Below are 23,620 nucleotides of genomic sequence, written 5' to 3' on the forward strand. Positions count from 1 at the left end.
ACGGACGGACCTGCAATGACCATCGCGGCACCACCCACCCGGCGGGACATCGCCTACCGGGGTTTCCGCCTGCCGGCCGACGGCGCGTTCGACAGCGACGGGGCCGGTGTCGACGGGCGGAGCACCTGGACGTCACCTCCGGTGCCGGTGGGCTTCACCGTCGCCGAGGTGGTGCCGTCCTGGACCGCCGACACCCCCGACGGCACCTGGATCGAGGTCGAGCTGCGCGGCTGGCACGACGACGCTCCCGCCACCGGCTGGTACCGGCTGGCCCGCTGGGCGGCCGACGATCGGGCGGTACGACGCACCTCGGTACCCGGGCAGCGCGACGGCGACGCAGCCGTCGACACCGACACCCTGATCGTGAACGGGGCGACGGTCACCGGCTGGCAGGCGCGGGTGACAGTGTGCCGACCGGTCGGCACCCCGACCGGCCCGGTGCTGCGCAGCTTCGGCGCTGTCGCCACCGGCCCCGCGCTGACCGGCCCGACCGACGCGCCGGCGCCCGCCTCGTCCGCTGCCCGTGGGCGGGTGCTGGACGTCCCCCGTTACTCGCAGCGGCTGCACGCCGGCGAGTATCCGCAGTGGGGCGGGGGCGGCGACTCCTGGTGCAGCCCCACCTGTACCTCGATGGTGCTCGCCTACTGGGGCGTCGGGCCGACGGAGGAGCACTACGCGTGGGTGGAGCCGCCCGGCCCGCGCCCGGTGGTGGTGCACGCCGCCCGGCACTGCTACGACCACGCGTACGCCGGGGCCGGCAACTGGTCGTTCAACACCGCGTACGCCGGTCGGTTCGGGGTGGACGCGTTCGTCACCCGGCTCCGGTCGCTGGCCGAGGCGGAAGCGTTCGTCGCGGCCGGCATCCCGCTGATCGTGTCCGCCGCGTTCCGCGCCGACGAGGTGCCGGGGCTCGCCTACGACACCAGAGGGCACCTGATGGTGCTGGTCGGCTTCACTGCCGACGGCGACCCGGTGCTCAACGACCCGTACGCCCCGGACGACGACGCGGTCCGCCGTACCGTGCCCCGGCAGCCGTTCGAGGCGGTCTGGCAGCGCGGCAGCGGCGGTGTGGCGTACGTGCTGCGACCCCCGTCGGTGCCGCTGCCCCCGCCACCGGCCCAGGCGAACTGGTAGTCAGCGGCCCAACTGCCACAGCCGGTAGCTGCCGCTCGGGCTCGCGCACAGAAGACGGTAGTCGATCACCTGACACTCCCCGCGGGCATCGCGCAGCACGTCGAGTATGCGTACCGTCCCGGCTCGCATGTCCACCTCACCGACGACCACCCCGCCGTCGGGGTGCTTGCGGACGGCCGTCAGCTGATCGCCCTGATCCCGTCGGTACAGGTCCCACTGGCCCAGGACGGCCACCTCCTGCCCGGTGAGAGCGTCCAGCACGACGAAGCGGTCCGGCGAGGTTCCGCCGCCCAACACGTTGGCCAGCAGCCGGTCCTCGACCCCCCACGCCCACCCCCAACGATTGCTGCTCCAGCGCACCTCGCCGGTGGCCGGGTCGAGCGCCTGCAGTTGGTTGGCACCGGTGCGCAGACACAGGACGGGGCCACAGGTCATCACGAAGTCGACTGTCACGTTGGGGCGGATCCAGCGCCGGTCGAGCTGGTCCAGCCCGTACGCGGTGACGGTGCCCGAGCCTCGGTCGATGACCAGCAGGAGGTCGTCCAGCACCTCCAGCCCGAATCGCCCACCGTCATCCGGCAGCAGGTCGGCGCGCGCCAGCACCGCTCCGGTGGTCGCGTCGCGTACCTCGACCGGCCCGTCCGGCGGGTTGAGGACCAGCCGATCCACCCCGCGCTCGGTCTCGCGCGGGCTGATTCCGGCGGTGGTGGCGGGCAACTGCCAGCGGACCGTGCCGCAGCAGCTGTCGACCACCCGCAGGACGCTCGGCTCGCTCTCGCCGCCGGTACGCAGCAGCAGGTTGCCGTCGACCAGTTTGTCGGCGCTGCCCGGTTGCTGCCACCGGTACGCGCCGGTCGCCCGGTCCAGCACGATCGTCGTGGTGGACTGGCCCTGCGGACCGATCTCGTACCCGCTGAGGATCAGCAGCTTGCCCACCGGGGAAATCCTCCAGTACCGGGCCTCCGCCGACAGCGGCATCTGCCAGGCCGGCTCGCCACCGGGCAGCCGGTACGCCGCCAGTCGACGCTCCTGCAACCTGGACGTACTGGTCGGCTCGATGACCAGGGCGAGGTCGCCGTCGACGAGCACGTCGGCGCCGGGCCGCGCCGGCAGCGTCACCACGGCCCGTGGGGGCGGCGGTGGAGCGGCCGCGGCGAGGGTGAGCAACGCGAGCAGCGCGACCAACGCGGCGCGCAACTGCCGACCGTTCGCGCGGGATGGGCGGGGCAACGGGTCCGGGTCCGGGCCGTGCCGCAGCACACCGAGGTCGATCACCGGGTCGCTCACCGGGTCAACCGCCACAGCGCGGTGGTGCCGTCGAGGCGCTGACACAGCAGCATCGGCAGGGACGCCTGACAGCTGCCGGCGATGCCCGGCAACACGTCAACGATCCGCGTCCGGCGGGCGACGAGATCCAGCTCGGCGACGACCCTCCGGCCGTCGTCACCCGACCGCGTCCCGACCAGGGGGTTGCCCGGCTCGACCACCTGCATCAGGGCCCACCCACCCAACTCGGTACGCACCTGACCGGTCGCCGCATCCCACACCTCGTACCCTCGGCCGGGCTTGGCCATCAACAACTGACCATGCCGGACGTCCGCCAGGTTGTCCGGACCGGAGTCCGACCACCGTACGACGCCGGTGGCCGGGTCGAGCACCTGGAGGCCACCGGTCTGCGGCACCGCGCAGAGCAGGCCGGCGCAGCTGACCACGTAGGAGATCAACGGCACCTCCGCCGTCCACAGTGGCTTCAACTCGGTCAGCCCGTAGCCCACCAGCCGGGTGCTGCCGGGTGGGACGACCAGCAGCAGGTCGTCGACGACCTGCACCCGCTGGTACGCCTCCCGATCACCGGGCAGCGTGTCGACGCTGCGCAGCAGGCGGCCCGTGCCGACGTCGTACACCTGCACCTCGCCGGTCGGCAGGAGAAGCACGAACCCGTCGACCCGGCCTTCCCGAAGGTGGTAGGAGGGATTGGCGGCCGAGGGAATCGGCACCGACCAGAGCACCCGGCCGGTGTCGGGCTCGATCCGGTTCAGCGTGCCCGAGCCGTCGTCCCGGACGTCGGTGAGCAGCAGACCGTCGTCGGCGGTCGGTTGGGGCGCGCCGGGAAGCTGCCACCGTCGGTCGCCCGAACCGATGTCGAAGGCGATGGTCTGGAACACCCGGCCCGGAGCGTCGACAGTCATCGCCATCACCAGCCCTCGCTCGACCCGGACGTCGAGGTAGTCACCGAGGCGGGCCAGTGGGACCTGCCACCGTCGGCGCACTCCGGCGCCGGTCGGGGACGGCTGGGCGTACGCGGTGAGGAACCGGTCCCCCTCGGGTGCCGGCGGGTCGACCACGAAGACGCTGTCCCCGCCGAGGTAGGCGGTTGACGTCCGTAACGCCGGCACCAGGCTCACCGCCCGCTGCGGCTGCGGTGCCGCAGCGCTCAGCACCACCAGGGCGAGGACCAGCACCGCCGCGCTGCGCAGGGGTCGGCCGGCGACGCTCGGTCGGCGAGCCGCAGGCGTCGACGCAGGCTCGTCCCGAACCTCGCCCAGCTCGATGATCGACAACGATCGTCCTTCCGTCACCGCTGGTCACCGTCCGGCAAACCGGCCGTGTGTGCACCGGGCCGGCAAAAGCGACGGAACCGCGCCTGTACGATGGCCCGTCGTGGCCGTGCCGGTGGTAGACCCCTCGCTGAATTCCCTGACCGACGCCGACCCGGCCGAGGCCGAGTCGACTCGACGGCCTCGACGCCGCCCGGCCCGAGCCGACCTGTTGGCTCTCGGAGCCTATGTGCTGCTGGGCGTATTCGTCTGCCTCAACTACTGGGGTGACGTCACCGGCCGGGTCTCCTCACACCTGCCCACCGACCACAGCTGGTTCGAATGGCTGTTCGCGCACGGCGCGTACTCGGTGCGGCACCTGGAGAACCCGCTGTTCACGGCCCGGCAGAACGCCCCGGACGGGGTGAACATGATCGCCAACACCTCGCTACTCGGGGTGACCCTGCCGCTGGCCCCGCTGACCATGGTGCTCGGCCCCCAGGTGATGTACGCGCTCTACCTGGGTGGAGCGCTGGCCGCGACCGCCGGCACCGGCTACTGGATGCTCTCCCGCCACCTGGTGCGGTCCCGCGCGGCGGCCTTCGTCGGCGGCGCGTTCCTCGGCTTCGCGCCGGGAATCATCCACCACGCCAACGGTCAACCGAACTTCGTGTCCAACTTCCTGCTGCCGCTGATCGTGGTGCGGGTGCTGCGCCTCGGTGAGCCGGGCCGGTGGCGGCGCAACGGGTTGGTGCTCGGCGCGCTGGTGACGTACCAGATCTTCATCAACGAGGAGATGCTGCTCCTCACCGCCCTGGCCTGCCTGGTCGTCGTGCTGGCGTACGCCGTACAGCGCCCGGCCGCCACCCGGGCCGCCGCCGGCACGTTCCTGGCCGGGCTCGGCGTCGCCGGCGGGCTGGCCCTGGCGCTCGCGGCGTACCCGATCTGGTTCCAGTTCAACGGTCCGCAGTCCTACCGGGGCCTACAGGGTGGCGTCTTCCACAACTGGGGCGAGGACCTGGTCGCCTTCGTCACCTTCGCCCGCGACACCTGGGCCGGTGACCCGGCGGTGGAGAAGACGATCGGGCTGACCGAGCAGAACACCTGGTTCGGCTGGCCGCTGGTGCTGCTCTCGCTGGTCGCCCTGGTGCTGCTCGTCCGGCGCTCGCTTCCCGCCCGGATCGCCGCGGTGCTGATCGTCGTCTTCACCGTGGCGTCGATCGGGCCACGGGTCCGCTTCGACGGCGTGGAGACGGGCGTGCGCGGCCCGTGGTCGTACGTGCCGGACGACCTGCCGCTGGTCGAGATGATGATGCCGACCCGGTTGACGCTGGTGGTGGGCGCCGCGGTGGGCGTACTCCTCGCGCTCGCCTGGGACGCCGCGCACCGTCAGGGACGGCCGGTGGTCGACCAGCCGCGGGTGCCGGCGCAGCGCACCGGCGACGCGGGCCCGGCGGTCGCCGACGAGCCGGCGGCGACGGACGAGCCCACGCCCGTCGCGGCGCGTCGTCGGTGGCTGCGCCCGGTGGGGTACGCGGCGGTCGCCCTCGCCGTGCTGCCGCTCTTCCCCCGGCCGCTGCCCGCCCAGCAGATCGACCCGCCACCGCACTTCATCACCGCCGGTGGCTGGCGGCCGTACGTGCCGGCGGGCCGGACCCTGGTGCCGGTGCCGATCCCGAGCAACGTGCACGGCCTGCCGACGTTGCGCTGGAGCGCGCTGACCGGGCAGGAGTTCCCCATCCCGGGCGGCTACTTCATCGGCCCGAACGAGGTCGGCGAGGGCGTCTTCGGCGCGCCGAACCGGCCCACCAGCACGCTCATCTACTCCACGATGGACAAGGACGCCGTCCCGGCGCTCACCGACGAGAACCGCCGTCAAGCCGTCGAGGACCTGCGGTTCTGGCGGGCGTCGGTGGTGGTGCTCGGTGCGAACCCCGACGAGGCGGTGCTGCGCGAGCTGGTCACCGGCCTGATCGGGCCGCCGCAGCGGGTCGACGACGTCTGGGTCTGGGACGTCCGCGCCCTGGTGGGCTGATCAGCCGACCTGGTCCCGGACGTCCCACACCCAACCGCCGTCCACCGGGCGGCCCGGACCGAGTAGGTCGTCGACCGTCCGACGGACCGGGTCGCCGTTGGTCAGCGGGCCGAGCACCACCACGGCGGCCCGCCAGTGCCGCAGGTCCTCGACCGCGCTACGGCGGTCCGCGTCGGTGAGCACCGGCACCGCACCGGTCTCCGCCACCCGCCGCAGCAGCACGGACGTGGGGCGGTCCGGCGCGCCCCAGCGCGCCGCCGGGTCGTCCGGGCCGCTCGGACCGATGAAGTAGCCGCCCGGCGCGGTGAACGCCAGGCCGGTGCGGGCGGACCAGAGCATCACCGGGCTCCGCGCCGCGCCGGTGACCGGGGGTACGGCGACCACGGTCCGGCCCGGCGGCACCAGTGACCGCCACCCGCCGTCCGCGACGAACCCCGGCACCGGCATGACCGGCACCACCCGGATCGGCGTCGGCACCAGCGGCAGCAACGCGGCGGCCACCGCTCCGGCCCACAGCAACCGCACCGGCACCCCGGCGACGGCCGACAGCGTGCGCGCCGCCCACACCCGGTCCACGGAGAGCGCCACCAGCACCCCCAGCACCGGTACGCAGACCAGCGCGAACCGGGCCGGCACCGCGAGGTCGAGCAGGGGCAGCCCGGCGACCAGCCGGTACGGCCCGGGGATACCGGTGGCGGTGCCGTCGACCCGCAGCTCGGTGCCGAGGGAGAGCAACGCGAACACCAGCCCACAGCCGGCCAGCGCGCGGACCAACGGCCGCCGCCACAGCCAGACCACGATCACCACGGCGAGCACCAGCAACCCCGGGCCGAAGAACGAGTTCTCCTCGGTCGGGTTCGGCGAGAGCAGTCCCGGGAGCCAGTCGTCGCCGAGAATGGTCTGCCGCGCCGACGCGGTGAACGACGCGGCGTCCAACTGGAACGCGTGCGCGGCGAACGCCATCCCGGAGTAGCGCTGCGGACCGAAGAACTGGAACCACAGGGGGTACGCCAGCAGCACGCCCGCCACCCCGGCTGCCACCGCCAGACGGCCGAACAGGGCCGGCGCGAGCCGCCGGGCGGCCACCCGGTCGGCGAGCGCGTAGCCGAGCGCGAACACGCCGGCCGCGAGCGCCAGGAAGACCAGCACCTCCTCGCCGATGAAGACCTGCCAGACGAGCAGCAGCCCGAGGACGACGCCGGGTCGCCACACTCCGGCGAGTCGGTGCGCCGCCTCCGGGGCGGGCCGGAACACCAGGGCGAGGATCGCGGGCACCAGGAACTGCGCGGCGATGTGCAGGTGCGCGCCCGCCTGGGCGATCATGCCCGGGGCGAAACCGCAGATCAAACCACCGACAGCGGCTGCCGACCGGGTGGCGACCAAGCGGCGGCGCAGCAACGCGTACCAGGCCGTGGCCGTGCCGGCGAGGCAGCACACGACCGCCACGCAGAACGCGACCTGCGAGCCGAGGAGCAGAGTCACCGGGGTCAACGGGACGCCCAGGCCGAGCACCGAGGTGTTCGCCATCAGGTTCACCCCGTCGGGGGCGTTCAACCCGGCGCTGAAGAGCGGGTTCTCCCCGTCGACGACGGCGTGCGCCGCGTGGGCCAGCATCCACTCGAAGAGGATCTGGTCGCCCGCCTGGTGGAACAGCCGCCACGGGTGCCCCCACTGGGCGCTGGTCAGCACGACCGCCAGGGCCAGGTAACCGGCCACCACCAGCAGGTCCCGGAGCCGGCCCGAACGGGATGGGCGGACCGTCGCCGGGGGCGACGTGGTCGGGGACGTCGTCCCGACGGTCATCAGACCGAACGGTCGGTCAGCGCCCGCACGTCCCACACCCAGACGTCCAACTCCTGCCGGCCGGGGCCGACCAGGTCCTCGACGGCACGTCGCAGCGGTTCGGAGTTCTGCTGACGGACCGGGAGCACCAGGATCGCGGCCCGCCAGTGGCGCAGTTCGTCGCTGAAGCGGCGGCGCTGCCGGTCGTCGAGCTTCGGCGTACGCCCGGTGGTCGCCACCTCCTCCAGCATCTGACCCACACCGCTGGGGCGGCCGCCGAACCGGCCCGCGTCGCCCGTGTTGCCGTTGCGCGGGGCGAGGAAGTAACCACCGGGGATCTTGAAGTCGAGGTTCGTGGCCGCCGCCCAGCGCATGCCGTGCGTGTTGCCCATGCTGGGCACCGGGATCGGCACCAGCGTCTGGTCCGGCCCGACGTACGCCCGCCAGCGGTCGGCAGTGATGAAGTCCGGCACCGGCGGTCGAGAGACCATCCGCAGCGGCATCGGAGCGATCGGCAGCAGCGCGAACGCCACTCCCGCGGCGGTGAGCGTCCGTACGGTGCGCCGGTCGGCCGGGCGCAGCGCCCAGGCCCGCTCGACGGCGAGCGCGAGCAGCAGCCCGATCACCACGCTGGTGATGAGACCGAACCGGGTGGGCACCACCGCGTCCAGCAGAGGCAGGTGGACCAGCCACTGCCACGGCCCGGTGAACAACTCCCGGTCCCACCAGGAGACCCGCTCGCCGAGGGAGAGCACGGCGAAGAAGACGCCGGTCGCCGCGAGCGCCCGCACGATCAACTCCCGGCGCAGCCAGACCACGATGCCGATGGCGATCAGCGACAGGCTCCAGCCGAAGAAGGCGTTCTCCTCGGAGTAGTTCGGCGCCAGGTTGATGTTGGCCCGCTGGTTGCCGCCGAGGGTGGGCGAACCCTGGGCGAAGAAGGCCGCGATGTCGTTGCCGTAGTCCCGCACCGCGTCGCTGAGGCCGTGGTACGCCATCGGCCCGGCGAACTGCACGTACAGGGGGTACGCCAGCAGCGCCCCGGCCAGCAGCGCGCAGGTCAGCACGCCGGCGCCGAGCGGTCGCCACGCCGCCCGCCAGCGGGACGGCTCCTGGGCGAGCACCGCCAGCAGGAACACCCCGCACGCCAGGGCCGTGAAGAGCAGGATCTCCTCGTTGATGAACGCCTGCGCGGTGACCAGCAGGGCGAGCAACGCCCCGTCCCGGATCGGCCGACGGGACCGGGTGAGGACCAGGACGCGCCACACGATGAACGGCAGCAGGAACTGGCTGATGATGTTCGGGTGCCAACTCGCGTGCGACAGCATCGCGGGCGAGAAACCGCAGAACCAGCCGCCCACCGCCGCCGCGAGCGGGGTACGCACCAGATGGCGGGAGAGCATGAGGTACCAGGCCATCGCGGTGCCGGCGAGGCCGAGGGTCACCAGCACCACAAAGGAGACCGCCGGCCCGAAGAGCAGCGTCACCGGGACCATCGGAATGCCCAGCGCCAGCACGGCCGTGTTGGCCATCAGGTTGACGCCGTCCGGGTAGTTGAACTGCTCGGTGTAGAACGGGTACTCCCCGTGCAGCACCACGCGTACCGAGTGGGCGAGGAAGAACTGCACCTGGGCCGGGTCACCGGTGTAGAGGGAGGCCACCCGGCCGGACGGGTCCAGCCAGATCCGGCTGGTGACCCAGAGCGCGGCGAGCAGGAACAACCCGCCCACCGCGAGGTGCTGCCTCCGCCGGGGCAGACGATGCCACCACCGCTTGGTCGGTGCCGCCTCCGCGTCGTCGACAGCCGTCTCGGGCTCGACCGGCGCCGCGTCCTGAACCGGCGCGTCCGGTGCGTCCGGCCCAACGGGTTCGACCGGCACGTCCGGCTCGGTTGGCGCGTCCGGCCCGGTTGGCGTCTTGGTGGGGGCCGGTGCGGTGGCCTCGGCTGGGGCGGCGGGTGCGCCGCCGGCGGTGCCCCGGGCGTCGGCCGGGGCGGTCGACGTGCCGGTCACTGCGGCGGGGCCGGCGAGGATGCCGACCGGTGTGCGGTAGCTCACCAGTTCGTCGGGGCCGGCTGCGGCCTCCGGGCGCGGCGCGGGCAGGGCGCGGGACTCGGCAGGCGTCACAGTCGGCGGAGTCTACCGGAGCAACGAAAACGCACTAAAGCCCCGGTGTGGTCCAATGTGGTGAGTTCAGCGGCGGGCAACTGGGGCCTCGCGTCGGACATCTCGTACTATGGCGCTTTCCGACAGCGACGGTGAGGCGATCGGGGGCGGGCCAGGTGACTCCAGGCCGTCGGTACGGCAGGGCGCTCCCCGTCCTGCTCAGCGCACTGCTGGCCAGCACGGCCTGCGGTCCGGTGGCCGAGAGGAAGTGGCAGGACCTGCGGGTCGGGTACGACAGTCTGGACGGGTCGTTGGCCGTGTGGCCGCCCCGGGGTGACCTGTCGGCTGACGCCACGGCGACGGCAGCTGTCACCCGGGCCGTCCGTGACTGGCGCTCACCGGACGACGACCGGGCGCACCTGCCCTCGTCCGGCATCCTCTTCTCCGGTCGGGTCGACGGTGCCCCGGTGGCTCTCGTCGCCGCCGACGTGCCCGGCGAGAGCGCCTCCTGGCTGCTGCAACTCACCCGCGACGGCGACCGGTACGCGGTGACCCGCGCCGCCGAGTACACCGACCCGGGCTACCTCGTCTACTCCGACGTGCTGCCCGTGCAGACCGCCGCCGGTCGGCGGTACCTGGTCTCCGCCCGGGTGCAGACGCTGGTCGGGCCAAAGGATCGGACGTTGGCCGTCGCGGACGGCCTCAGCGCGCCGGTGGACGTGCCGTCGTGCACGGCGGTCGGGGTGACGGCGACCCTGCGCACCACCGAGTCGCTGCCCCGGGGGCGGGCCGCGGACCGGCTGCTCGACCTGGGCACCGGCACTGTCGATCCCCGCTACCCGCTGGTCCGCGACGAGTCGGGCACGGGACGGCGGGCACTCACCGGCCTGGACACCTGCGTGCTGGCCGGCGACCGGGGTCCGTTCGGCAGCATCCCCCGCCGGATCGGTGACCGGGACGCACCGCGTTCGGTGCCGACGTCCTGGCCGATGGCGAAGCTCACCGTCCGCTCGCTCGGCGAGGTCGCCCTCGGAGGCGGCGAGGCGGCCGAGTTGCAGCAGCTCAGCTGGGACACCGACGCCGGCGCGATGACCGCTGTGGTCTACCGGCCCGCCGACGGGAGCGCGCCCGTCGTCTCGCCCGCCGACCGGGCCACCCCGTTGCAGGCGTACCAACTGCCGGTGCCCGGTCAACCGCTTGTGGTGCTCAGTTGGCGGCCCACCCGGGACAGCTCCCTGTCCGTGCCACCGGGCACTCCCCTGCTGGTCGAACGACCCGGTCTGGCGGTCGTCCCCAGCCCGTCCCGTTCCCAGACCTACAGCCTCGCCAACACCGACAAGACCCACTACCGCTCGGTGCAACCAGCCGACTGACCCCCTCCACCCCACCGAGCCCGGTCCCCACCCACCACAAGTCCATGATCGATGGCACGGGGTGGGGGCGCGGCGCGGGGTGGTGGCGCCGGGGCGGCAGACGCGACGGCGGGCGTCCCCCCGGGAGGGGCGCCCGCCGTTCGTCGTCGGGTCAGTTCTGCGCGGCCGCGTCGCTCGGCGTGAGGCGGTCCGGCGTGGCATCCAGGCCGGAGATCCAACCGGTGACGTCGCGGGCCACGTCCTGCGCGGTCAGGCCCAGGTCGGCGAGGATCTGCGCCCGCGTTCCGTGCGGGTGCCAGTCGGCCGGTACGCCCAGGTCCTTGAGCGGCACCCGGACGTCGGCGTCGCGCATCGCCTGGGCGAGCGCGTCGCCCACTCCGCCGACCCGCACGCCGTCCTCCACGCTGACCACGAGCCGGTGCCGGGCGGCCAGGTCGACCAGCTCCGCCGGGACCGGACGCACCCAGCGCGGGTCGACGACGGTGACTCCGTAGCCCTGCTCGGCGACCCGCGCGGCGACCTCCATGCCGAGTTGGCCGAACGAGCCGACGGCGACCAGCAGCACGTCGGTACGCGCCGACTCGGCCAGCACGTCGACGGTGCCGACCCGGCGCAGCGCCGGCAGGTCCGCGGCGACGGTGCCGGTCGGGAAGCGCACGACGGTCGGGCCGTCGTCGACGGCGAGCGCCTCGCGCAGCTCCTCGCGCAGCGTGGCGGCGTCGCGGGGCGCGGCGATCCGCAGGCCGGGCACCACGCCGAAGACCGACATGTCCCAGATGCCGTAGTGGCTGGGGCCGTCCGGGCCGGTGATGCCGGCGCGGTCCAGCACGAAGGTCACCGGCAGCTTGTGCATCGCGACGTCCAGCAGGACCTGGTCGAAGGCGCGATTGAGGAAGGTGGCGTAGACAGCGACCACCGGGTGCAGGCCGCCGAGCGCCAACCCGGCCGCCGAGGTGGCGGCGTGCTGCTCGGCGATGCCCACGTCGTACACCCGCTCGGGGTACTTGCGGGCCAGCTTCGCGATGCCGGTCGGCTCGGCCATGGCGGCGGTGATGCCCACCACGTCCGGGCGCTCGTCGGCGACGGCCAGCAGCTCGTCGGCGAAGACGTGCGTCCACTTCACGGCCGGGGCGGCCAACAGCGCGCCGGTCTCCACGTCGAAGGCGCCGCCGGGGCCGTGCAGGCAGTCGGCCTCGTCCTCCTCGGCGGGACGGTAGCCGTAGCCCTTGCGGGTGACCGCGTGCACGATCACCGGGCCGCCGAAGTTCTTCGCCGCGCGCAGCGCCGCCTCGACCGCCGCCACGTCGTGCCCGTCCACCGGGCCGACGTACTTGATGCCGAGGTCCTCGAACATCGCCTGCGGGGCGACGGCGTCCTTGATGCCCTTCTTGACCGCGTGCAGCACCTCGTACATCGGCTTGCCGACGAGCGGGGTGGAGCCGAGCGCGTCCTTGACCGTGTCGAGCACCTTCTCGTAGCCCGGGTTGAGCCGCAGCGAGGAGAGGTGGTCGGCCAGCCCGCCGATGGTGGGCGAGTAGGAACGGCCGTTGTCGTTGACCACGATCACCAGCGAGTTGCCGGCGGTGGCGATGTTGTTCAGCGCCTCCCAGCACATACCGCCGGTGAGCGCGCCGTCACCGACCACGGCCACGACGCTGCGCTGCTCACCGCGCAGGGCGTACGCCTTGGCCAGGCCGTCGGCGTAGGAGAGCGCGGTGGAGGCGTGCGAGTTCTCGATGAGGTCGTGCTCGCTCTCGGCCTGGCTGGGGTAGCCGGAGAGGCCACCGCGCTGGCGGAGCTTGTCGAAGCCGGCCTGACGCCCGGTGAGGATCTTGTGCACGTACGCCTGGTGGCCGGTGTCGAACAGGAGCCGGTCCCGGGGCGAGTCGAAGACGCGGTGCATGGCCAGCGTCAGCTCGACCACACCGAGGTTGGGCCCGACGTGCCCACCGGTGCGGGAGACCTTGGCGATCAGGAAGTCCCGGATCTCGGCGGCGAGGACGTCCAGCTCCTCGCCGGACATCCGCTTGACGTCCTGCGGACCGCGTACCGTCCCGAGCAGCCGGCCGTGGTTGGCCGTGTCCTCTTCAACACTCATGACCGGAGAGTCTATCGGCCCTGTGGTACTCCGCAGCCCGGGCCGAGCCCGGCAGACCCACGCCCGCGAGTTGAGTGCCTGATCAGGGCCGGATCCGTAGCCGGCGGGGCGGCTCGGCCGGGTGGCCCGGGTGCGCCGGTCCGGCGGGTGTCCACGACCCGAGCACCGCGCCCCGGCTGGCACCGGTCACCGACGGAATCGACCCGGGCAGTCCGTGCCAGGACAGCCAACCCAGCAGCGCGAAGGCGTACGCCTCCTTGGCCTGCGCCGGCACGCCCAGCTCGTCGGTGCCGCGCAGCCGCCACCGGCCCTCGCCCAGGGCGGCGAGCCGCCGCAGCAGGGTGGGGTTGCGCACACCACCGCCGGCGGCGATCACCTCGGCCACGCCGTGCCTGTCGCACTCGGCGGCCACCACCCGTGCGGTCAGCTCGGTCAGCGTGGCCAGCAGGTCGTCCACCGGCACCGGCGTACCCAGCGCGGCCAGGTGCCGGTCCAGGTAACCGGCGTGGAACAGCTCCTTGCCGGTGGACTTGGGCGGGGCTGCCGCGTAGTACGGCTCGGTCAGCAGCGCGGCGAGCAGCCCGCTGTGCACCCGACCGGCCGCCGCCCGCGCGCCGTCGACGTCGCACGGCTGGTCCAGGAAGCGGCGGGCGGCGGCGTCCAGCAGGGCGTTGGCGGGGCCCACGTCGTACCCGAGGACCGGCGCCCCCGGGGCGACCACCGTGAGGTTGGCGATGCCGCCGAGGTTCAGCGCCGCGCGCGGCCCGGCAGCCGCGTCGAGCAGCAACGCGTCGAAGGCCGGCACCAGCGGCGCGCCCTGCCCGCCGACGGCGATGTCCGCCGAACGCAGGTCACTGAGCACGGGTACGCCGACCCGCGCGGCGACCCGGGCCACCGCGCCCAGTTGCAGGGTGCCCAGGGCCACCCCGTCGGCGACCCAGTGGAACACCGTCTGACCGGGCGAGACCACCACGTCGGCCTGCCCACCGGCCAGCTCCAGGCCGACCGCCGCCGCGTCGGCGAACACCTCGCCGAGACGGTTGTCGAGCCGGCAGACGGCCTCGACGGTCGTGGCCGCCGGAGGCAGCAGCGCCGCGATCTCGGCGCGCAGCTCCTCGTCGTAGTCCAGGCCACGGTGCCCCAACGGCCGCAGCCAGAGGGTGTCCCCCTCGACCTCGAACTCCGCCGCGACGACGTCCACCCCGTCGTACGACGTCCCGGACATCAACCCGACGATCTTCATCGGGACAGGTTAGTCAGGAGGCCGGCGGAAGCAGCAGCCCCACCTGCTCGACGTGCTGCGTCATCGGGAACAGGTCGAAGCCCCGCAACGCGGCCAACCGCCACCCCAGGTCGGTGAAGGTGCGGACGTCCCGGGCGAAGGCCGCCGGGTCGCAGGCCACGTACGCGACCGCCCGCGGGCCGGCGGCGGCCAGCGCGCGCACCACCGGGGCACCGGCACCGGAGCGCGGCGGGTCGAGCACCACCACGTCGACCGGGCCGGTGATCCGTCGACGGGCCAGCGCGGTCTCCACCCGGGCCGACACGACCTCGACGCTGGGCAGGTCGGCGAGGTTCTCCCGGGCCGCGGCGACGCCCTGCCCCGCCGCCTCGACCAGTGTCACCCGGCCGGTCGCACCGACCCGCTCGGCCAACCCGGCGGCGAACAGCCCCGCGCCGCCGTACAGGTCCCACGCGATCTCGCCCGGCTGCGGGTCCAGCAGCTCCAGCACCGCGGTGGAGAGGGTGCTCGCCGCGGCCGGGTGCACCTGCCAGAACGCGGACGCGGGTAGCGTCCAGTCCCGTCCGGCGGCCACCTCGCGGACCTCGGCCGGCCCGCTCACCGGGGCGGGTACGCCCGCACGGATCTCCGTGACGGTCACGTCGCCGCCGGTGCTGGCGACGGTCTCCACCGCCTCGGCTGCCGACCAGCGCGCGCCGGTCGGGGTGAGCACCGGCAACTGCTGGATGGCCGGGTGGGCGATGCGGCAGCGGTCGATGGGCACCACCTCGTGCGAACGGTGCTTGAGCAGACCGGCGCGGTCCGCGGCGTCCACGGCGTAGCGGACCCGGGAGCGCCAGCCGAGCAGCCCGCCGGGCAACGCCTGGACCCGGACGTCGAGCCGGTCCAGCTCGACGTCGGTAAGCCCGCCGAGGCGGACCAGCTGTTCACGCACCACGGCGGTCTTCCAGGCCAGTTGCGCGTCCGGGGCGACGTGTTGCAGGTCGCAGCCACCACAGGCACCGGGTTTCGCGTACGGGCAGGGCGGCTCGACCCGATCGGGTGAGGGGTCCAGCACCGTCACCGCGTCGGCCCGGACGAACCCGCGGTGCACCTCGGTCACCTCGGCGATCACCCGTTCACCGGGCAGCGCGTGCCGGACGAAGACCACCTGCCCGTCCACCCGGGCCACGCAGTGCCCGCCGGGGGCGACCGCGTCGACGGTCAGCTCGACCCGCTCCGCCTCGGCCAGTCCACGCTCGCTGGGCTCAGTCACGGCCACCGTCTCCCGTCCCGCCGCCCGCCGGGCCGCCCTCGCCGGACGGTGCGGAGACCGGCGCCGCCGAGACCGTCGGCGGGTCGGAGACCGGCGGCACCGTGCCGCGTGGCCCGCGTGCCGGGGTACGCGACAGCGTGGCGTCGAGCCGGTCCAGGTTCTTGCTCGCCGTCGACGCGAGCTGCCACGGCACGCTGACCACCATCACCCCCGGCTCGAAGAGCAGCCGGCCCTTGAGGCGCAGGGCGCTCTGGTTGTGCAGCAGGTTCTCCCACCAGCGACCGACCACGTACTCGGGGATGAAGACGGTGACCACGTCCCGGGGTGACTTGCGGCGGGTGGAGGCCACGAAGTCCAGGATCGGCCGGGTGATCTCCCGGTACGGCGAGTCGATCACGGTGAGCGGGATGGCCATCTCCCGCCGCTCCCAGTCGGCCTGCAGGTCCCGGGTGTCGTTCTCGTCCACGTTCACGGTGACGGCGGTCAGCGTGTCCGGCCGGGTGGCCCGGGCGTAGGCGATGGCCCGCAGCGTCGGCTGGTGCAGCTTGCTGACCAGCACGATCGCGTGGTTACGGGCGGGCAGCACGGCCCGGCCCTCGTCCGGCGGGGTCAACTCGACGGCGATCCGGTCGTAGTGCCGGCGGATGGCGAGCATCAGCACGTAGATCACCGCCATCGCGGCGATCGCGATCCACGCGCCGAGCAGGAACTTCGTGATCAGGACGATCACCAGCACCGCACCGGTCAGACCCGCCCCGAAGGTGTTGATCGCCCGGGAGCGGAACATCCGGCGGCGCGCCTCCGGGTCCCGCTCGGTACGCAGACGCCGGTTCCAGTGCCGGATCATGCCGGCCTGGGAGACGGTGAACGAGACGAAGACCCCGACGATGTAGAGCTGGATCAGCTTCGTCACCTCGGCCTGGAAGCCGACGATCAGCACGATCGCGAAGAGGGCGAGGAAGCTGATGCCGTTGGAGAAGGCCAGCCGGTCACCCCGGGTGTGGAACTGGCGGGGCAGGTAACGGTCCTGGGCGAGGATCGAGCCGAGCACCGGGAAACCGTTGAACGCGGTGTTCGCGGCCAGGAAGAGGATCAGGGCGGTCATTCCGGCCACCACGTAGAGCAGGATCGAGCCGGAGCCGAAGACCGTCTCGCCGAGCTGGGTGGTGACCGTCTTCTGCACGTACCCGTCGGGGCCGGAGATGATCTGGAGACCCGGGTCCTCGACGAACTGCAGGTGGGTCAGCCGGGCCAGCCAGATGATCCCGACCAGCATGCTCACCGAGATGGTGCCGAGCAGCAGCAGGGTGGTGGCGGCGTTGCGGCTCTTCGGCGCCTTGAACGCCGGCACTCCGTTGGAGATCGCCTCCACACCGGTGAGCGCGGCGGCACCCGAACTGAACGTCCGCAGCAGCAGGAAGACGAGCGCGAAACCGGTCACGCTGTGCTCGGCCTGGATCACCAGGTCGGCGCTCGGCGCGCGGAGCTCGTCGCCCAGCACGAACACCCGGAACAGCCCGGTGAACAGCATCCCACCCATCACGATCACGAAGCCGTAGGTGGGGATGGCGAACGCGGTCCCCGACTCGCGCAGACCGCGCAGGTTGACGGCGGTCAACAGCACCACAGCGCTCACCGCGATCAGGACCTTGTGGGTGGCCACGAACGGCACCACCGAGCCGAGGTTGGCCACCCCGGAGGAGACCGACACCGCCACCGTGAGCACGTAGTCGACAAGCAGCGCGCTGGCCACCCCGACGCCGAACTTCGGACCCAGGTTGACGGTGGCCACCTCGTAGTCGCCGCCACCGGAGGGGTAGGCGTAGACGTTCTGCCGGTAGCTCGCCACCACGGTGAGCATCACCACGACCACCGCGAGGGCGATCCACGGGGAGAACACGTACGCGGAGGCCCCGGCGATGGAGAGGGTCAGCAGGATCTCGTCGGGCGCGTACGCGACGCTGGACAGCGCGTCGGAGGCGAACACGGGCAGCGCGATGCGCTTCGGCAGGAGGGTGTGCTGCAGCCGGTCGGACCGGAACGGTCGACCGAGGAGAAGTCGCTTCACCAGCGAGGTGGGACTGGCCACGAACGCCAAGAGTACGACCACCACGGCGGGAACGCGGGGGTGGGCGATCACCGCTGCCCGCGACGACGGGGTACGGTCGGTCCCCGCTCCCCACCGGAACGTGGCAGGCTCGCACTCGGAAGGCCACCGGCAGCGGGGGCGGTACGCACCTTGGGAGGGACAGCGTGCACGTCGTGATCATGGGATGTGGCCGGGTCGGGTCGACCCTCGCCCACAGCCTGGAGTCCCGAGGGCACTCGGTGGCGGTGATCGACCAGGACGCCGACGCCTTCCGCCGGCTCGGCCCCGACTTCGCCGGGATCACGGTGACCGGGGCGGGCTTCGACGGCGAGGTGCTCCGACAGGCCGGCATCGAGCGCGCGGACGCCTTCGCTGCCGTGTCCAGCGGCGACAACTCCAACATCATCTCGGCCCGGTTGGCGCGCGAGACGTTCGGCGTGTCCCGGGTCGCCGCCCGCATCTACGACCAGCGCCGGGCGCAGGTCTACGAGCGGCTGGGCATCCCCACCGTCGCGACAGTGCGCTGGACGGCCGACCGGATGCTCCGGCACCTGGTGCCGGAGGGCAACGTGGAGATCTTCCGCGACCCCACCAGCACCGTGTCGATCGTCGAGGTGCCGGTGCACAAGGACTGGATCGGCCGGTCGGTGCGCAACCTGGAGGACGCGGCCGGTGCCCGGGTGGCCTACCTGATCCGCTTCGGCATCGGCACGCTGCCCACCGGCTCCACCGTCGTGCAGGAGGGCGACCAGGTTTTCATGCTGGTCAGCGATGACATCGTGGCGACTGTCACGTCGGTGGCGGCGGCGCCGCCGGAAGGGGGGCACTGAGCCATGCGGGTCGCCATCGCGGGCGCGGGCAACGTGGGCCGCTCGATCGCCCAGGAGCTGATCGACAACGGCCACCAGGTGATGCTGATCGAACGCCAACCCAAGATGCTGCGCCCGGACCGGGTGCCGGCCGCCGAGTGGGTCCTCGCCGACGCGTGCGAGGTGGCGAGCCTGGAAGAGGCCAACGTCGCCGGCTGCGACGTGGTGGTCGCGGCGACCGGCGACGACAAGACCAACCTGGTGCTGTCGTTGTTGGCCAAGACCGAGTTCGCGGTGCCCCGCGTGGTCGCCCGGGTCAACCGGGCCGAGAACGAGTGGCTGTTCACCGAGCAGTGGGGCGTCGACGTCGCGGTGAGCAAGCCACGGGTGATGGCTGCGCTGGTCGAGGAGGCGGTGACCGTCGGCGACCTGGTCCGGCTGATGACCTTCCGCCAGGGTGAGGCCAACCTGGTCGAGATCACCCTGCCGCCGACCGCGCCGTACGTCGGTCAGCCCATCCACGCCGTGCCACTGCCCCGCGACGCCGCCCTGGTGGCGATCCTGCGCGGCAAGCGGGTCCTGGTGCCCAGCCCGGACGACCCGATCGAGGCCGGCGACGAACTGATCTTCGTCTGCACCGCCGAGGTCGAGGACCAGGTCCGTGTGGTGATCCTCGGGCCGGACAGCGTCGAACGGACCCGCAGCTCCCACTGACCCGACAGGCAGCCGCCCCCGGCTGCCGCCGCGCTCAGCTGCCGGGTACCGGGGTCGGCGGAACCTCCCGGGTGACCCGGCGCACCGTCCAGACCGTGATCAGCAGCAACAGCGCGTACGGCGGGTAGCCCAGCACCAGCCGGGCCACGCCCAGCGCGGTGTCCTGGTGGGCCAGGTAGAGCCCGGCCTGCACGCCCACCTTGGCCAGCCAGACCACCCCCCACAGCACGGTGAGCTGGGTGAAGGTGCGCACCAGCTTCGGGTCGTCGCGCCACTCCGAGCGGCCCTTCGCGACCAGCACCGACCAGATCCAGCCGACCAGGGGCTGCCGGATCGCCGCCGAGATCAACAGGGCGACGCCGTACCCGATGCCGTACAGGATGCCGGGAAGGTAGAAGTCACGCTCGTCGCCGGTGCGCCACGCGATGGCCGCGCCCACACCGACGCCGAACAGGCCGTTGACGGCGTGCCGGATCGGCCGACGCTGGGCCAGCCGCACCCCGGCGATCAGCAGCGCGACGGAGACCGAGGCGATCACCGCCGGCCGCAACTCGCCGATGATGTTGGCGAGGACGAAGACCACGACCGGGATGCTGGACTCGACCAGGCCCCGCCAGCCGCCGAGCTGGTCGGCCATCTGCTCGGCGATCGTCGGCAGCGGCTCGTCGTCCTGCGGGTCGATCTCCGGCTGCGCCGCCCGGTCCTGTCCCGTCGTCATCGCCGGCCTTCCGTCCGCAGCGCCGTCACTTCGGCGAGTCCAGCTCGTAGTAGGGGTTGTAGATGACCTTGCGGTCGTCGCGGACGGCCACCCGACCACGGGCGGTCAGGTGCCGACCCGGCTCGATCCCGGCGATGTGCCGTCGACCCAACCAGACCAGGGTCACCACGTCGCTGCCGTCGTACAGGTCGGCTTCGAGGGTGGGCAGATTGGTGCGCGGCGTGTAGACCACGGTGCGCAGCCGGCCGGCGACCGACACCAACTGGCCCCGGGAGCACATCTGGGCCGGGATGCCGCCGCACTCGGCGCTCTCCCGACGCAGCTCCTGCGCGTCGATCTCGGCCTCGCTGGCGGTGAACCGTTGCAGAAGTCGCCGCAGCGACACCCTGCCCTCGTCGGTCATCATGACCTCCGCGTCACCCTCTCCACGCTCGCCGTCCCCGGCCGGCACCGGCGGCGCCGGAACCGTGCCGCCAGCGTACGCCGACGGGGCCGGTTCCGGCGGGCCGGTGGGCGCGGGTCAGACCTGGCGCGGCTCGACGGCAGCGTCGCCCGCCTGGTCGGCGGCCTGGTCGGCGACCTCCCGGGGCAGGCGCAGCGGCAGCGGCTCGCGGACCGGCTTCGCCTCCTGGCCACGGTCGACCACCAGGCCGTCGAGGCACTCCACGAGCGGCCCGGCCAGGGCCGGGTCGGTGGCCACCGGACCCTGGAACACACCGCGGACCATCCAGCGCGGTCCGTCGACGCCGACGAACCGCAGGTTCGTCGGGCCGTCCGGGGTACGCACCTGGGCGTGCAGCTCCGGCCCGTACTCGCCGTCGACCTCCTGCGCGGTCGCGCCGTCGCGCAGCAGCGACTGGCGGATCTCCTCGCGCACCTCGTCCCAGATCCCCTCGGACCGGGGGGCGGCGAACACGCCCAACTGGAGGGCGTTGTCGCCGTGCACCAGCACGACCTGCTGGATCACACCCTGCGGGTCGGCCTGCACCCGCACCTCGACGTCGGCGATCGCCGGGATGTGCAGGCTGCCCAGATCGAGCCGCTGCACGTCGTCGTAGCTCTCGGAGATGTCGTATGGGCCGCGCTCCAACGACGGCGCCGCGTCGCCCTGGTCCGGGACCTGGGTGGCCCGCTCGTCACGGGTCTGCCGCTCGGCATCGGCCCGCTTTCGGGAGAAGATCACTGCGCCCACCCTCCGCTGTTCACACTCACCCTGCCATCTCTTCCGTCTGCCCGCGGCCCTGCTCGTCCGGCCGTCGATCGGCCCGGTCCTGGCCCGTCGGCGACGGCACCAGCCCGGCGTGCCCGCCGGTGGAACCGTGCCCGCCGGTGCCACGCCGGGACGCGGGCAGCTCGACCACCGGCTCGAACCGCGCCCGCGCGACCTGTTGGACCACGAGCTGTGCGATCCGGTCGCCGCGGGAGATCTTCGCCGGCACATCCCGATCATGGTTGATCAGGTTGACCATGATCTCACCCCGGTAGCCGGCGTCGACCGTACCGGGCGCGTTGAGCACCGTCACGCCGAGCCTGGCCGCCAAACCGGAACGGGGGTGGACCAGGCCCACGTACCCCTCCGGCAACGCGATGGCCACACCGGTGGGCACCAGGGCGCGTCCGCCGGGTGGCAGCTCCACGTCCGCGGCCGCCACCAGGTCGGCCCCGGCGTCGCCGGGATGGGCGTACGTGGGCAGCGGCAGCTCGGAGTCGAGCAGCTGCACGGGCACGGGTACGACGTCGGTCACTGGTCCCCTCTTCCGTCCGGTTCTCGGGGTGACCCTGCCATCCTGCCGGTTCGTCGAGCCGCCGTGCGCCGTACCCTCGCAGGAGTGAGCATGTCGCCCTCTCCGTCCGCCGATCAGCCGCCGGTCGACGCCCGCACGGCGTACACCGAACGGCTGGACCTGCCCTGGTGGCTGTGGCTGGCCGGGCTGGTGGCCGCCGCGCTGCTGGCCGTCGAGATCTGGATGGGCGCCCCCGGCGTCCGCTCCTGGCTGCCGTTCGCCGTGCTGCTGCCGCTCACCGCCGTCGGGTTGTGGTGGCTGGGCCGGATCCGGGTGGGTGTGGTCGGCTCCGAGCTGCGGGTGGACGACGCACGCCTGCCGGTCCGCTTCGTGGCCGACGTGGTGCCGCTGGACGTGGCCGGCCGCCGTGAGGTGCTCGGGGTCGGCGCGGACCCGCTCGCGTTCGTGGTGCAGCGCCCGTGGGTCGGCGGTGCCGTGCAGGTGGTGCTCGACGATCCGGCCGACCCGACCCCGTTCTGGGTGGTGAGCACGCGGCACCCCGTCGAGTTGGCCGAGGCCGTGCTGGCCGCGCGGGACGCGTTGGCGCTCTCCGGCCCCGTCGACGAGCAGGGCTGACCCGACCCCGCTCAGGTGCCCGTCGGCGGGCCCGGCAGGGCGGTCGGTGGCGCGGGCCGGGCGATGCCCCGCCGCCGCAGGTCCACCTGAAGCTGCTCGGCCATCTGCTGGGTCGCTCGCCGGTTGAGGAAGCTGGCCACCGCCGCGCCGGTCAGGAACGGACCGAGTGTGGTGAGGTTGCGACCGAACCGCCGCAGCAGCATCTCGCGCAGCTCCTTGCGCGCCGCGGTGCCGAGCACCGCGCCCACTCCGACGCCGGGCACCATCGGGTTGACCCCCCGCTGGGTGGCCCAGGAGTGCACCAGGGCGACCGCCCGCTGACTGCCGGCGGCCGGCAACGCGACCCCGTGGATCTCGTGCAGCTCGCCGACCAGTTTCAGCTCCACCGCCACCACGGCGACGGTCTCGGCGGCGAGCAGCACCGGCGCGGAGAGCAGGGTCGGTGCGACAGTCCACTCGACGGCGGCGACTCCCCCTCCGGCCGCGCCGATCGCGGCGGTGGTCCGGGACGCGTTACGGACGAGTCGGTCGGCCAGGGCCGCATCGTCCAGACCGGGAAAGTGCCGACGCAGGGTGTCCAGGTCGCGTACCGGGACGTGTGGGGCGATCTCGGCGACGGTGTCGACCATCCAGCGCACGGCGGCACGCGGCTTGAACAGGTCGGAGATGCCCCGCGCGCGGGCCTGCCCGACCATCCGGGTCAGCAGTTGACGGCGTCGGGCCGGCGCGATGTCGTCAGCGGTCAACGCCGCGACGGTGGCACCGAGGTCGTCCGCGCTGGCGGCAGCAGGGTCGTTCGCGCTGGCGGCAGCGGGGTCGCCAGCGCCGTCGGGATCGCCCACGCCACTCGCCGCGCCGAGGTCACCCGCGCCGCCGTCGGTGGTGCCGCCTCGATCGCTCATCGGACCTCCCGGTGCTGTGGCTACCCGTTACGAGTCAAGCAGGTACCCACCCGTGGCGCATGCCTACACCGGCAGCGGCGGCCCCGTTCAGGAGGCCGCCGCCGATGTCGTGATTGTCAGACGCACTCGCGGCAGATCAACTCGCCGTTTCGCTCGACTGCCAGCTGGCTACGGTGGTGGACCAGGAAGCAGCGGGCGCACCGGAACTCGTCCTGCTGCATCGGAAGCACCTTGACCGTGAGCTCCTCGTCGGCCAGATCGGCACCGGGCAGCTCGAAGCTCTCGGCGACCTCGGCCTCGTCGACGTCCACCGCGCCCGACTGTGAGTCGACGCGCCGTGCCTTGAGCTCTTCCAGGCTGTCCTCGCCGAGGTCGACCTCGTCGCGACGCGGGGCGTCGTAGTCGGTGGCCATCGGTTTCACTCTCCCATATCGATGTTGTCGCTTCCGGTTGTAACGCCGGACGA

The 23,620-nt window shown here is 73.0% G+C and carries 20 protein-coding genes; 6 read left to right on the plus strand and 14 right to left on the minus strand.

Translation table 11 applies throughout. The annotated features are described in order from the left end of the window. Positions 1-15 precede the first annotated feature (15 nt). A complete protein-coding gene (locus O3438_RS14395; protein ID WP_269680457.1) occupies positions 16-1,134 on the plus strand; it encodes a peptidase C39 family protein in 1,119 nt (372 codons plus the stop codon). Here the strand turns inward: O3438_RS14395 and O3438_RS14400 are convergent, their stop codons facing one another. Next, positions 1,135-2,421: an outer membrane protein assembly factor BamB family protein gene (locus O3438_RS14400; RefSeq protein ID WP_269680458.1), complete on the minus strand. Its 1,287-nt coding sequence runs from the start codon at positions 2,419-2,421 to the stop codon at positions 1,135-1,137. Continuing rightward, positions 2,418-3,713 (minus strand): outer membrane protein assembly factor BamB family protein, encoded by a 1,296-nt coding sequence (locus O3438_RS14405; protein ID WP_269680459.1) that lies wholly within the window; start codon positions 3,711-3,713, stop codon positions 2,418-2,420. Before O3438_RS14405 ends, O3438_RS14400 begins: the two co-directional genes overlap by 4 nt. 82 nt (positions 3,714-3,795) lie before the next feature. Between O3438_RS14405 and O3438_RS14410 the strand changes: the two genes are divergently transcribed. After that, entirely contained in the window at positions 3,796-5,706 is a 1,911-nt protein-coding gene (locus tag O3438_RS14410; protein WP_269680460.1) for a hypothetical protein, read from the plus strand. On the opposite strand, the gene O3438_RS14415 is transcribed toward O3438_RS14410, so the two are convergent. Next, positions 5,707-7,509 carry a hypothetical protein gene (locus tag O3438_RS14415; RefSeq protein WP_269680461.1) on the minus strand — a complete coding sequence of 601 codons (1,803 nt, stop codon included), beginning with the start codon at positions 7,507-7,509 and terminating at the stop codon, positions 5,707-5,709. Further along, a complete protein-coding gene (locus O3438_RS14420; protein WP_269683646.1) occupies positions 7,509-9,245 on the minus strand; it encodes a hypothetical protein in 1,737 nt (578 codons plus the stop codon). Before O3438_RS14420 ends, O3438_RS14415 begins: the two co-directional genes overlap by 1 nt. 524 nt (positions 9,246-9,769) lie before the next feature. On the opposite strand from O3438_RS14420, the gene O3438_RS14425 reads away from it, so the two are divergent. Then, positions 9,770-10,966, plus strand: a complete 1,197-nt coding sequence (locus tag O3438_RS14425; RefSeq protein ID WP_442929601.1) for a hypothetical protein — start codon at positions 9,770-9,772, stop codon at positions 10,964-10,966. Positions 10,967-11,117: 151 nt separating this feature from the next. On the opposite strand, the gene dxs is transcribed toward O3438_RS14425, so the two are convergent. The 4 genes from dxs to O3438_RS14445 form a co-directional block, all read right to left on the minus strand. Then, positions 11,118-13,064 (minus strand): 1-deoxy-D-xylulose-5-phosphate synthase, encoded by a 1,947-nt coding sequence (gene dxs / locus O3438_RS14430; protein WP_269680462.1) that lies wholly within the window; start codon positions 13,062-13,064, stop codon positions 11,118-11,120. Positions 13,065-13,146: 82 nt separating this feature from the next. Then, positions 13,147-14,307: an anhydro-N-acetylmuramic acid kinase gene (locus O3438_RS14435; protein WP_269680463.1), complete on the minus strand. Its 1,161-nt coding sequence runs from the start codon at positions 14,305-14,307 to the stop codon at positions 13,147-13,149. Between the two features lie 13 nt (positions 14,308-14,320). Next, positions 14,321-15,562, minus strand: coding sequence for a class I SAM-dependent RNA methyltransferase (locus tag O3438_RS14440; protein ID WP_269680464.1), 1,242 nt, complete (start codon positions 15,560-15,562; stop codon positions 14,321-14,323). Beyond that, entirely contained in the window at positions 15,555-17,651 is a 2,097-nt protein-coding gene (locus O3438_RS14445; RefSeq protein WP_269680465.1) for an APC family permease, read from the minus strand. The genes O3438_RS14440 and O3438_RS14445 overlap by 8 nt, the downstream gene beginning before the upstream one ends. Before the next feature lie 164 nt (positions 17,652-17,815). On the opposite strand from O3438_RS14445, the gene O3438_RS14450 reads away from it, so the two are divergent. Both O3438_RS14450 and O3438_RS14455 read left to right on the plus strand, forming a co-directional pair. Further along, positions 17,816-18,481, plus strand: a complete 666-nt coding sequence (locus tag O3438_RS14450) for a potassium channel family protein (protein WP_145784891.1) — start codon at positions 17,816-17,818, stop codon at positions 18,479-18,481. Positions 18,482-18,484: 3 nt separating this feature from the next. After that, on the plus strand, positions 18,485-19,174 hold the full coding sequence (locus O3438_RS14455; RefSeq protein ID WP_269680466.1) for a potassium channel family protein: 690 nt from the start codon (positions 18,485-18,487) through the stop codon (positions 19,172-19,174). Between the two features lie 34 nt (positions 19,175-19,208). On the opposite strand, the gene O3438_RS14460 is transcribed toward O3438_RS14455, so the two are convergent. The 4 genes from O3438_RS14460 to dut all read right to left on the minus strand — a co-directional run bounded on the left by O3438_RS14460 (position 19,209) and on the right by dut (position 21,637). Next, complete coding sequence (locus O3438_RS14460) at positions 19,209-19,892, minus strand: DUF3159 domain-containing protein (protein WP_269680467.1); 684 nt, start codon at positions 19,890-19,892, stop codon at positions 19,209-19,211. A gap of 25 nt (positions 19,893-19,917) precedes the next feature. Further along, on the minus strand, positions 19,918-20,298 hold the full coding sequence (locus tag O3438_RS14465) for an OB-fold nucleic acid binding domain-containing protein (RefSeq protein WP_269680468.1): 381 nt from the start codon (positions 20,296-20,298) through the stop codon (positions 19,918-19,920). A gap of 114 nt (positions 20,299-20,412) precedes the next feature. Next, the gene (locus O3438_RS14470) at positions 20,413-21,075 is read right to left on the minus strand and encodes a DUF3710 domain-containing protein (protein WP_269680469.1); all 663 of its coding nucleotides are present in this window, start codon (positions 21,073-21,075) and stop codon (positions 20,413-20,415) included. 25 nt (positions 21,076-21,100) lie between these two features. Next, positions 21,101-21,637, minus strand: a complete 537-nt coding sequence (gene dut, locus O3438_RS14475) for a dUTP diphosphatase (RefSeq protein WP_269680470.1) — start codon at positions 21,635-21,637, stop codon at positions 21,101-21,103. 84 nt (positions 21,638-21,721) lie between these two features. Between dut and O3438_RS14480 the strand changes: the two genes are divergently transcribed. After that, positions 21,722-22,252, plus strand: a complete 531-nt coding sequence (locus O3438_RS14480; protein WP_442929602.1) for a DUF3093 domain-containing protein — start codon at positions 21,722-21,724, stop codon at positions 22,250-22,252. Between the two features lie 11 nt (positions 22,253-22,263). Here the strand turns inward: O3438_RS14480 and O3438_RS14485 are convergent, their stop codons facing one another. After that, positions 22,264-23,154, minus strand: a complete 891-nt coding sequence (locus tag O3438_RS14485) for a hypothetical protein (protein WP_269680472.1) — start codon at positions 23,152-23,154, stop codon at positions 22,264-22,266. Positions 23,155-23,270: 116 nt separating this feature from the next. Further along, positions 23,271-23,567, minus strand: coding sequence for a DUF4193 domain-containing protein (locus tag O3438_RS14490; protein WP_007075406.1), 297 nt, complete (start codon positions 23,565-23,567; stop codon positions 23,271-23,273). Positions 23,568-23,620 lie beyond the last annotated feature (53 nt).

Source organism: Micromonospora sp. WMMC250, assembly GCF_027460215.1.
GTDB classification, from domain to species: domain Bacteria; phylum Actinomycetota; class Actinomycetes; order Mycobacteriales; family Micromonosporaceae; genus Micromonospora; species Micromonospora taraxaci.